Here is a 9381-nt window from a genome sequence, read left to right as displayed (position 1 = left end):
CCCCCCCCCCCCAGCGGTGCGCCGCCTCAGCTCCGGTAGCCCGGATCCTCGGCGTCGAGCAGCGCCTTCAGGCCCTCGAAGTGCTTGTCGGCGTAGCCGCCGCCGTTGCCGGAGTCGATGTCGGCCTTGGCCTTGCCGGCGAGGTTGTCGCCGATCCGGCGCAGCGGCTTGCCGGTCGAGAGCGCCAGCACCTGGAGCTGGCAGGCGCGCTCCAGGTAGTAGAGGTCGTCGAAGGCCTTGGCGACGGTCTCGCCGACCACGATGATGCCGTGGTTACCCAGGAACAGCACCTTCTTGTCGCCCAGGCAGGCGGCGATGCGCGCGCCCTCCGCGGGGTCCTCGGCCAGGCCGTTGTAGTCCCAGTCGTAGGCGACGTCGTTGTAGAAGCGCAGCGCGTTCTGGCTGATCGGCTCGAGCTCGCTATCGTGCAGGCAGCAGAGCGCCGTGGCGTTGGGCATGTGGGTGTGCAGCACGGCCGCGGCGCGCGGATTGGCGCGGTGCACGGCGCCGTGGATAACGAAGGCGGTGAGCTCGGCCTGGCTCCGGCCCTCGATGGTCCGGCCCTCGCCGTCGATCAGCAGCATGTCGCCGGCGGTCATGCGCGACCAGTGGACGCCGTGGGGGTTGAGCAGGTAGCGGTCGCTCATGCCCGGCACGGCGAAGGAGAAGTGGTTGCAGACCCCCTCGTTCAGGCCGAAGCGCGCGGCGAGGCGGAGGGCGGCGGCCAGATCGATCTTGGCCTGGTGGATAAGGTTTTCCATGACGCCAGACTAGCGGGCGGGCGTGATTGACCGCAAGGCCGTCGCCCGGGATGATGACCTTCTGGACAGCGAAGCCGGCGCCGGCCCGACCCGGGAACGAGAGCGCGGCCGCGAGCGGCGGGAGGAGATCATGTCGGCCAGGGCGGCGGCGAGCGGCCCCGAGTCGGGGCCGGTTCCGGCGGACGGCGCCTCCGACGAGGCGCTGGCGGACGGCTTCGACCTGCGCCGGGTCGGGGCGGACTTCCTGGAGAACCCCTACCCGACCTACCACGCCCTGCGCCGCCGGGCGCCGGTGCACCGTTGCCCGGACGGCAGCCTGTTCCTGACCCGCTGGGCCGATCTCAACCGGGTCTACCGCGACCACGAGGCCTTCTCCTCGGACAAGACCGTCGAGTTCCGGCCGAAGTACGGCGACAGCCCGCTCTACCGCCACCACACGACCAGCCTGGTGTTCAACGACCCGCCCCGCCACACCCGCGTGCGCCGCCTGCTGGCGCCGGCCTTCACGCCGCGCGCCCTGGCGCTGCTGGAGGCGCGCTTCGTCGAACTGGTCGACGGGCTGCTCGACCGCGCCGAGGCGCAGGGCGGCATGGACGTGGTCACCGACTACGCGGCCAGCCTGCCGGTGCAGATCATCGGCGACATGCTCGGCATCCCCGAGGCCGAGCGCGGCCCCTTGCGCGACTGGTCGCTGGCGATCCTGGGCGCGCTGGAGCCGGTGCCCAGCGCCGCGGCCCTCGACTGGGGCAACCGCTCGGTCGCCGAGTTCTCCGACTACCTGGCCGGCCACGTTGCCCGCTACCGGCGCGGCGCCCTGGGCGCCGGCGGCGAGGTCCTCGGCCTGCTGGTCGACGGCGAGCTCGAGGGCCCGGACGGCCCCGAGCGCCTGTCCGACGAGGAGCTGGTGCAGAACTGCATCTTCCTGCTCAACGCCGGCCACGAGACCACGACCAACCTGATCGGCAACGGCATCGCGGCCCTACTCGAGCATCCCGAGGCGCTGGCCCGCCTGCGCGGCGAGCCGGACCTGATCGCCTCGGCGGTCGAGGAGTTCCTGCGCTACGAGAGCTCGAACCAGCTCGGCAACCGCCGCGCGGTCCGGGACAGCGAGATCGGCGGCATCGCCGTGCCGGCCGGCACCCTGGTTACCCTCTGCATCGGCGCCGCCAACCGCGACCCGGAGCAGTTCCCGGATCCGGACCGTCTCGACCTGGCGCGCCGGCCGAACCGGCACCTCGCCTTCGGCGGCGGCATCCACGCCTGCGCCGGCATGACCCTGGCGCGCCTGGAGGGCCGCATCGCCATCGGCCGCCTGCTCGCCCGCGTCCCCGCCTTCCACCGCAGCGCCCCCTTCCGCCGCGGCGGCCGCGCCCGCTTCCGCGGCTTCCTGAGCTATCCCGTGTCTTTCGGGGAGGGGTGAAAGAATGCGTGTAGTGCACTGATCTATCGTCATTCCCGCGCAGGCGGGAATCCATTCAGAGCGTCCGCGCACACCGGCTGGTCCCTATGGATCCCCGCCTTCGCGGGGATGACGGTGGGGGAAGCGGAATGACAAGAAGAAGCGCCGGGCGCAGGCGACCAGAAGACCGAACAGGGAGGAAGACCGGAATGCCCAGACACACTTTCACCCACACCCTCGCCCTCGCCGCCGTGGCCGGACTGGCGCTGGCGGCGCCGGCCAAGGCGGCCGAGATCGAGCTCAAGCTCAGCCACTTCCTGCCGCCAGTCCACGGCATCCACACCGACTTCATCGAACCCTGGGCCCGGCAGCTCGAGGCCTGCAGCGAGGGCCGGGTCGCGGTCGAGATCTATCCGGGCGGGACCCAGCTCGGCAACGTCGCCAAGCAGCAGGAGCAGGTGCTGGCCGGCGTCGTCGACGTCGCCCACGGCCTGACCGGCCTGCCGCGCGGCCGCTTCCCGCGGACCTCGGTGATCGACCTGCCGTTCCTGACCGAGAGCGCCGACGCCGCCACGCGCACGCTCTGGGCGCTCTACCCGGACTACCTGGCGAGCGAGTACGAGGGCCTGAAGGTGCTGGCGCTGCACGCCCACAACGGCGGCCTGATCCACACCCGCGACAAGAAGGTCGAGACCATGGAGGACCTGGCCGGCCTGCGCATCCGCACGCCCTCGCCGGCGATCTCCATGATGCTGGAGGAGCTCGGCGCGGTGCCCCAGGGCATGCCGCCGGGCCAGGTCTACGAGAACCTGCAGAAGGGCGTGATCGACGGCACCGTCTTCCCCTGGGACCCGGTCCGCTCGTTCCGCCTCGCCGAGGTGCTGAACCACCACCTCGACGCGCGGGTCTACACCGTCTCCTTCTTCTTCGTGATGAACCAGCGCCGCTACGACTCGCTGCCCGAGGAGGTTCGGGCCTGCGTCGACGAGCTGTCGGGCGACGCCCTGATCGCCCGCTTCGGCGACTGGTGGGACGACTGGGACGCGCCGGGCCTGGCCGCCGCCGAGGAGCGCGGCAACGAGATCACCGTGCTGTCGGACGAGGAGCGCGAGCGCTGGCGCGAGGCGCTGCAGCCGATGATCGAGGCTTACCTGGTTCAGCTCGAGGGCGAGGGCGTCGCCGAGGCGCGCGCGCTCTACAAGGCGGCCCAGGAGCAGGCGGCGACGTTCGAGCAGTAGGCGGGGGCGTCCGTCGGCACGGCCAGCGCGCTCGCATGGTTCGACAGGCTCACCATGAAGCGACGCCGGTGCCGGCGGCGTTCCGGCTGCGCTTCACCCTGAGTCTGTCGAAGGGCGAAGCGCGATCCGGCCCCGCATGACCCGCCTGCTTCCCCTCGCCCGCCCCCTCGCCCGCGCGCTCGCCCTGGCCGGCGTGGTCGCGCTCGGCCTGGCGGCGGGCGTGACGCTGCTCGACATCGGCCTGTCGCTCGTCGGCGGCGGCATCGCCGGCGAGGTCGACCTGGTGCAGCTCGGCGTCATGGCGGCGGCCTGGCTGGCGATGCCGCTCGCCTTCCTCGACGAGGCCCACGTCTCGGTCGACCTGCTGAGCGCCCGCCTGCCGCAGCGCCTCGGCCTGTTCCTCAAGGGCCTCGGCGGCCTGCTCGCCGTCGCCCTGATGGCGCTGGTGCTGCGCTACGGCTGGGATGCCGCGGCGCAGCAGCTGCGCTTCGGCGACGTCAGCCAGGAGCTCGGCATCCCGATCGTCTGGTACTGGGCGCCGCTGCTGGCCGGGGCGGCGCTCTCGGTCCTGGCGGCGCTGCTGGTCGCGCTCGCCGACCTGACGGCGGCGGTGCGGGGCCCCGCCCGATGACGCCGCCGCTGATCGGCCTCGCCGGCTTCGGCCTGACCCTGGTGCTGATCCTGCTGCGGGTGCCGGTCGCGGTCGCCATGGGCCTGACCGGCGTCGCCGGCTTCGCCCTGCTCAACGGCTGGTTCGGCGCCGAGTTCATCCTCGGCTCGGCGCCCTTCGAGAGCGTCTTTCCCTACGGCCTGTCGGTGCTGCCGCTGTTCATCGCCATGGGCGTCTTCGCCGCGCGCGCCGGCCTCAGCCAGGCGCTCTACGGCGCCGTCAACGCCTGCGTCGGCCACTGGCGCGGCGGCCTCGCCATGGCGACCGTCGGGGCCTGCGCCCTGTTCGGCGCGATCTGCGGCTCCAGCCTGGCGACCGCCGCGACCATGGGCCAGGTCGCCCTGCCGGAGATGCGCCGGCACGGCTACGACGACCGCCTGGCCAGCGCAGCGATCGCCGCCGGCGGCACGCTCGGCGTGCTGATCCCGCCCTCGATCCTGCTGGTCCTCTACGGCCTGCTGACCGAGACCTCGATCGGCGCGCTCTTCATCGGCGCGCTGATCCCGGGCCTGGTCTCGACGCTGCTCTACATGGCCGCGGTGCTGGTCCAGGTCCGCCGCCACCCCGAGCTCGGCCCGGCGGGCCCGCGCTTCACCTGGCCGCAGCGCGGGCGCGCGCTGCTGCGGGTCTGGCAGGTCGGGCTGCTCTTCGCCCTGGTCATCGGCGGCATCTACTTCGGCCTGTTCTCGCCGACCGAGGCGGCGGCGGTCGGCGCGGCCGGCGCCTTCCTCTTCGCCCTCCTGGGCCGCGGGAGCGGCGGCCGGGAGCTGCTCGAGGCCGCTTTCGAGACGGCGCGCACGACCGGCATGATCTTCCTGATCCTGGTCGGCGCCGGGCTGTTCAACTACTTCATCGAGACCTCGAACCTGCCGCAGCTGCTGGTCGGCTGGACCGAGTCGGCCGGCTTGCCGGTCTTCGCCGTGCTGCTGCTGGTCCTGCTCTTCTACCTGGTGCTCGGCTGCTTCATGGACGCCCTGTCGATGATCCTGCTGACCATCCCCTTCGTCTTCCCCCTGGTCCAGAGCCTGGGCATCGACCCCGTCTGGTTCGGCATCCTGGTCGTCACGGTCGCCGAGATCGGCCTGATTACGCCGCCGGTCGGCATGAACCTCTTCGTCATCCAGGGCGTGGTGCCGGGCCTGCGGCAGGAGACCATCGTGCGCGGCATCCTGCCGTTCCTGCTCGCCGACCTGGTGCGCCTCTCGCTGCTGCTGCTGATCCCGGGCCTGGTGCTGTTCCTGCCCGGCCAGATGGCGCCCTGACGCCGCCCCGTCGGAGCGCCCGCAATACCCTCGCGCGCACCCCGCCCCGGCTTGCCGGCAACCGTCGGCGCTGTCAGGATACCGCCCATCGGTCAAAAAAAGCGTCGAAGCGAGAAAGGGAGGATCCGGTTATGGACGTGCGCGCCGCCGTGGCCTGGGAAGCGGGCAAGCCGCTGTCGATCGAGACGGTCCAGCTGGAGGGCCCCAAGGCCGGCGAGGTCCTGGTCGAGGTCAAGGCGACCGGCATCTGCCATACCGACGCCTTCACCCTCTCGGGCGACGACCCCGAGGGCCAGTTCCCGGCGATCCTGGGCCACGAGGGCGCCGGCGTCGTCGTCGAGGTCGGCCCGGACGTCCGGTCGCTGAGAAAGGGCGACCACGTGATCCCGCTCTACACGCCCGAGTGCCGGGAGTGCGAGTACTGCCTCAACCCCAAGACCAACCTCTGCCAGGCGATCCGCACGACCCAGGGCAAGGGCGTCATGCCCGACGGCACCAGCCGCTTCTCGCTCGGCGGCAAGCCGATCCTGCACTACATGGGCTGCTCGACCTTCTCGAACTACACGGTGCTGCCCGAGATCGCGCTGGCGAAGATCCGAGAGGACGCGCCCTTCGACAAGGTCTGCTACATCGGCTGCGGCGTCACGACCGGCGTCGGCGCCGTGGTCAACACGGCCAAGGTCGAGCCCGGTTCCAACGTCGTCGTCTTCGGCCTCGGCGGCATCGGCCTCAACGTCATCCAGGGCGCGCGCCTGGTTGGCGCCAACATGATCGTCGGCGTCGACATCAACGATTCCAAGAAGGCGCTGGCCGAGAAGTTCGGCATGACCCACTTCGTCAATCCCAAGGAGATCGAGGGCGACGTCGTCGGCCATATCGTCGAGCTGACCAAGGGCGGCGCCGACTACTCCTTCGAGTGCATCGGCAACGTCAAGACCATGCGGCAGGCCCTGGAGTGCTGCCACAAGGGCTGGGGCACCTCGATCATCATCGGCGTCGCCGGCGCCGGCCAGGAGATCTCGACCCGGCCGTTCCAGCTGGTCACGGGGCGCAACTGGCGCGGCACCGCCTTCGGCGGCGCGCGCGGCCGCACCGACGTGCCGAAGATTGTCGACTGGTACATGGACGGCAAGATCAACATCGACGACCTGATCACCCACACCATGCCGCTCGACAAGATCAACGAGGCCTTCGACCTGATGCACGAGGGCAAGTCGATCCGCAGCGTGGTGGTCTACTGATGGCCCTGGAGACGGTCTCCGAGAACCGCTGCTTCGGCGGCGTCCAGGGCGTCTACCGCCACGAGAGCGCGGCCTGCAACGGGCCGATGAAGCTCGCCGTCTATCTGCCGCCCCAGGCCGAGAAGGGCGGCCGGCTGCCGGTCGTCACCTTCCTGTCGGGCCTGACCTGCACCGAGGAGAACTTCACGGTGAAGGCCGGCGCCCAGCGCGTCGCCGCCGAGCTCGGCCTGGTCCTGGTCGCGCCCGACACCTCGCCGCGCGGCCAGGACATCCCCGGCGAGGACGAGAGCTACGACTTCGGCAGCGGCGCCGGCTTCTACCTCGACGCCACCCGCGAGCCCTGGTCCAAGGCCTACAGCATGTACAGCTACGTCACCGAGGAGCTGCAGGCGCTGGTCGCCGAGCATTTCCCGGCCGACCCGGCGCGCCAGGGCATCATGGGCCACTCCATGGGCGGCCACGGGGCGCTGACCATCCACCTGAAGAACCCGCAGACCTACCGTTCCTGCTCGGCCTTCTCGCCGATCGTGGCGCCGATGCGGGTGCCCTGGGGGCGCAAGGCCTTCGCCGGCTACCTCGGCGAGGACGAGAGCGCCTGGCGGCCGTACGACGCCACCGAGCTGGTCGGCGAGCGGCCGTCGCAGGCGAGAATCCTGATCGACCAGGGCGAGGCCGACCAGTTCCTGGCCGAGCAGCTCAGGCCCGAGCTCTTCGCCGAGGCCGCCAACCGCGTCGGCCAGCCGTTCGAGCTGCGCCTGCAGCCCGGCTACGACCACTCCTATTTCTTCATCGCGACCTTCATGGAAGACCACCTGCGCCACCACGCCGAGGCCCTGAAGGGGTAGCTGGAGGCCTGGGCGCGGCGACGTCCCTTCCTACTCGTCATTCCCGCGAGGGCGGGCCGCTCGGTTGGCGCCGTCGCGCTTGCATGGTTCGACAAGCTCACCATGAAGCGAGGCAAGCGGCGGCGCGGGCGTCAGGTCGCGCTTCGTGGTGAGCTCGTCATTGCCGCGAGGGCGGGCCGCTCGGTTGGCGCCGTCGCGCTTGCATGGTTCGACAAGCTCACCATGAAGCGAGGCAAGCGGCGGCGCGGGCGTCAGGTCGCGCTTCGTGGTGAGCTCGTCATTGCCGCGAAGGCGGGCCGCTCGGTTGGTGCCGCCGCGCTTGCATGGTTCGACAAGCTCACCATGAAGCGAGGCAAGCGGCGGTGCAGGCGTCAGGTCGGGCTTCATGGTGAGCTTGTCATTGCCGCGAAGGCGGGTCGCTCGGTTGGCGCCGTCACACCTGAAGCGACGCAAGCGGCGTGCGGCCGTCAGGTCGCGCTTCATGGTGAGCTTGTCGAACCATGCAAGCGCGAAGCGCATCAGGCGGAGCCAGGGCCGGCGACGATGTCGCCTTCCCTACTTCACGATTAGACGGTCGAGGGCCCAGACCGAGCGGTCGACGTACTCCTGGGCGTCGTAGCCGGCGTCGTAGGGATAGACGATCCACAGCGGGCCCTTGCCCTCGGGCAGCGGCGCGCCGTTCATCTCCTTGGCGATCAGCAGCGGCGTCGTCTCGAAGTCGGCGAGCGGGATCTCGATGGAGTACCCGTCGCTGGCGAAGGCCTCGACCGTGGTGCCGGCGGCGCCAAGCGAGCGCATCAGGGCCTGGCCGCTGGCGCCGCGGAAGGTTTCCGTGCCCTCGGTCCAGGAGGTCGTGGTCGTGACCTCGGACTGCGGCAGCCGGTCGAGCTCGGCCTGGGTCAGGGTCCGCGGGCCGGCGACGATGTTGCCCTCGACGGTCAGGCCGGCGGCCGAGGCGGCCGGCGCCGCGGCCAGCAGCAGGAGGGCGAGGAGAGCGGAAAGCGGGCGGCGCGGCATCGCGGAAGCTCCGGATCGTAGTTGTCCCCGGCGCCGAGCGTGAGGCCAAGCCGGAGGGCGGTCAAGCGGCTCGCGCGGGGGCGCCCGCTACCCTTCTGTTAAGGAATTGGGCCTAGCCTCCAACGCCTTGAAAAGGGGGTCTTCGCCTTGCCGCGACCCCGGATGCGGCAAGGCCCCGCGCAACGGTTGAAGAGGCGGCATGCGGCGGCATCATCTCATCGAGGAGGCGAAGGCGGAGCTCGACCTCGCGTACGAGGAGGTCAAGCGCGCCGAGCACAGCCTGATGCGCTTCGAGTTCGAGTACAACGAGCGCGCCCGCTCGCTCAACGGCCACGCCGACCCCGCAGCCCTGGCCGAGCTTCTGCGCGAGAAGGAGGAGCGCCAGGAGGCGCTGGAGCTGGAGGCGCTCTACGACCTGCAGCGCCGCTCGACCCAGCGCTTCGCCCTGGTCAGCGCCTGCTTCGGCATCGTCAGCTCGGTCAAGGACGACGCCATGACCGTCGACCTGATCGAGCGGATCCTGTTCCAGGAGGCCGAACTGCGCCGCAACAAGGTCGCCATCGAGCGGCACCTGCGGGCCTTCCAGAAGAGCCTGCGCGCTTACACCCTGGAAGACAGCAGCCGCGAGCACGACGCCGTGGTGCGCGAGAGCTGGACGGCCCTCGAAGCGATCCTGCGCGAGCTCGGCCGCGAGATCTGAGGCCGGAGCCGGCCGCCGCTCCCCTGCAAGCTCCCGGACGCCTAGGCGTCCGGGATGACGAGTCAGTGCCGCCCTTTCCCGTCATCCCGGACGCTAGGCGAGCCCCGGAAGCCGCCAGGCTTCCGGCTGGTGAGCCTTGCGATCCGGAATCCAGGCCGGACCCGGACGACGAGCTGCGACGCCGAGGTCTCGGGCGGGGCCCCTGGATCCCGGATCGCGAGGCTCGCGCGCCGATCGCCTCCGGCTCT

10 protein-coding genes are annotated in these 9381 nt (G+C 71.0%); 7 read left to right on the top strand and 3 right to left on the bottom strand.

Annotation, left to right across the window (positions count from 1 at the left end):
* Positions 1–26: 26 nt before the first annotated feature.
* The gene (locus WD341_RS11215) at positions 27–761 is read right to left on the bottom strand and encodes an aldolase (RefSeq protein ID WP_368425541.1); all 735 of its coding nucleotides are present in this window, start codon (positions 759–761) and stop codon (positions 27–29) included.
* A gap of 22 nt (positions 762–783) precedes the next feature.
* On the opposite strand from WD341_RS11215, the gene WD341_RS11210 reads away from it, so the two are divergent.
* From WD341_RS11210 to fghA, 6 genes are all read left to right on the top strand, one after another.
* Positions 784–2181, top strand: a complete 1398-nt coding sequence (locus WD341_RS11210) for a cytochrome P450 (protein WP_368425540.1) — start codon at positions 784–786, stop codon at positions 2179–2181.
* A gap of 188 nt (positions 2182–2369) precedes the next feature.
* Positions 2370–3398, top strand: coding sequence for a TRAP transporter substrate-binding protein (locus WD341_RS11205; RefSeq protein WP_368425539.1), 1029 nt, complete (start codon positions 2370–2372; stop codon positions 3396–3398).
* 136 nt (positions 3399–3534) lie between these two features.
* Positions 3535–4029, top strand: coding sequence for a TRAP transporter small permease (locus tag WD341_RS11200; RefSeq protein ID WP_368425538.1), 495 nt, complete (start codon positions 3535–3537; stop codon positions 4027–4029).
* Positions 4026–5330: a TRAP transporter large permease gene (locus tag WD341_RS11195; protein ID WP_368425537.1), complete on the top strand. Its 1305-nt coding sequence runs from the start codon at positions 4026–4028 to the stop codon at positions 5328–5330. The genes WD341_RS11200 and WD341_RS11195 overlap by 4 nt, the downstream gene beginning before the upstream one ends.
* A 131-nt stretch (positions 5331–5461) precedes the next feature.
* Positions 5462–6571, top strand: coding sequence for an S-(hydroxymethyl)glutathione dehydrogenase/class III alcohol dehydrogenase (locus tag WD341_RS11190; RefSeq protein ID WP_368425536.1), 1110 nt, complete (start codon positions 5462–5464; stop codon positions 6569–6571).
* Positions 6571–7416, top strand: a complete 846-nt coding sequence (gene fghA / locus WD341_RS11185; protein ID WP_368425535.1) for an S-formylglutathione hydrolase — start codon at positions 6571–6573, stop codon at positions 7414–7416. The genes WD341_RS11190 and fghA overlap by 1 nt, the downstream gene beginning before the upstream one ends.
* Before the next feature lie 30 nt (positions 7417–7446).
* On the opposite strand, the gene WD341_RS11180 is transcribed toward fghA, so the two are convergent.
* On the bottom strand, positions 7447–7935 hold the full coding sequence (locus WD341_RS11180; RefSeq protein WP_368425534.1) for a hypothetical protein: 489 nt from the start codon (positions 7933–7935) through the stop codon (positions 7447–7449).
* Positions 7936–7971: 36 nt separating this feature from the next.
* The gene (locus tag WD341_RS11175) at positions 7972–8433 is read right to left on the bottom strand and encodes a molybdopterin-dependent oxidoreductase (protein WP_368425533.1); all 462 of its coding nucleotides are present in this window, start codon (positions 8431–8433) and stop codon (positions 7972–7974) included.
* 199 nt (positions 8434–8632) lie between these two features.
* Here WD341_RS11175 and WD341_RS11170 point away from each other — a divergent pair, with 199 nt between their 5' ends.
* On the top strand, positions 8633–9133 hold the full coding sequence (locus WD341_RS11170) for a hypothetical protein (RefSeq protein ID WP_368425532.1): 501 nt from the start codon (positions 8633–8635) through the stop codon (positions 9131–9133).
* Positions 9134–9381 lie beyond the last annotated feature (248 nt).

The sequence above is a fragment of the Tistlia sp. genome (assembly GCF_040905785.1).
GTDB lineage: Bacteria > Pseudomonadota > Alphaproteobacteria > Kiloniellales > DSM-21159 > Tistlia.
This window is presented reverse-complemented; position numbering and strand designations above follow the sequence as displayed.

Coding starts and splice junctions, on each gene's coding strand:
- WD341_RS11170 (WP_368425532.1), top strand. CDS start 8,633: ATGCGGCGGCATCATCTCATCGAGGAGGCGAAGGCGGAGCTCGACCTC.
- WD341_RS11195 (WP_368425537.1), top strand. CDS start 4,026: ATGACGCCGCCGCTGATCGGCCTCGCCGGCTTCGGCCTGACCCTGGTG.
- WD341_RS11175 (WP_368425533.1), bottom strand. CDS start 8,433: ATGCCGCGCCGCCCGCTTTCCGCTCTCCTCGCCCTCCTGCTGCTGGCC.
- WD341_RS11180 (WP_368425534.1), bottom strand. CDS start 7,935: ATGCGCTTCGCGCTTGCATGGTTCGACAAGCTCACCATGAAGCGCGAC.
- WD341_RS11205 (WP_368425539.1), top strand. CDS start 2,370: ATGCCCAGACACACTTTCACCCACACCCTCGCCCTCGCCGCCGTGGCC.
- fghA (WP_368425535.1), top strand. CDS start 6,571: ATGGCCCTGGAGACGGTCTCCGAGAACCGCTGCTTCGGCGGCGTCCAG.
- WD341_RS11200 (WP_368425538.1), top strand. CDS start 3,535: ATGACCCGCCTGCTTCCCCTCGCCCGCCCCCTCGCCCGCGCGCTCGCC.
- WD341_RS11190 (WP_368425536.1), top strand. CDS start 5,462: ATGGACGTGCGCGCCGCCGTGGCCTGGGAAGCGGGCAAGCCGCTGTCG.
- WD341_RS11215 (WP_368425541.1), bottom strand. CDS start 761: ATGGAAAACCTTATCCACCAGGCCAAGATCGATCTGGCCGCCGCCCTC.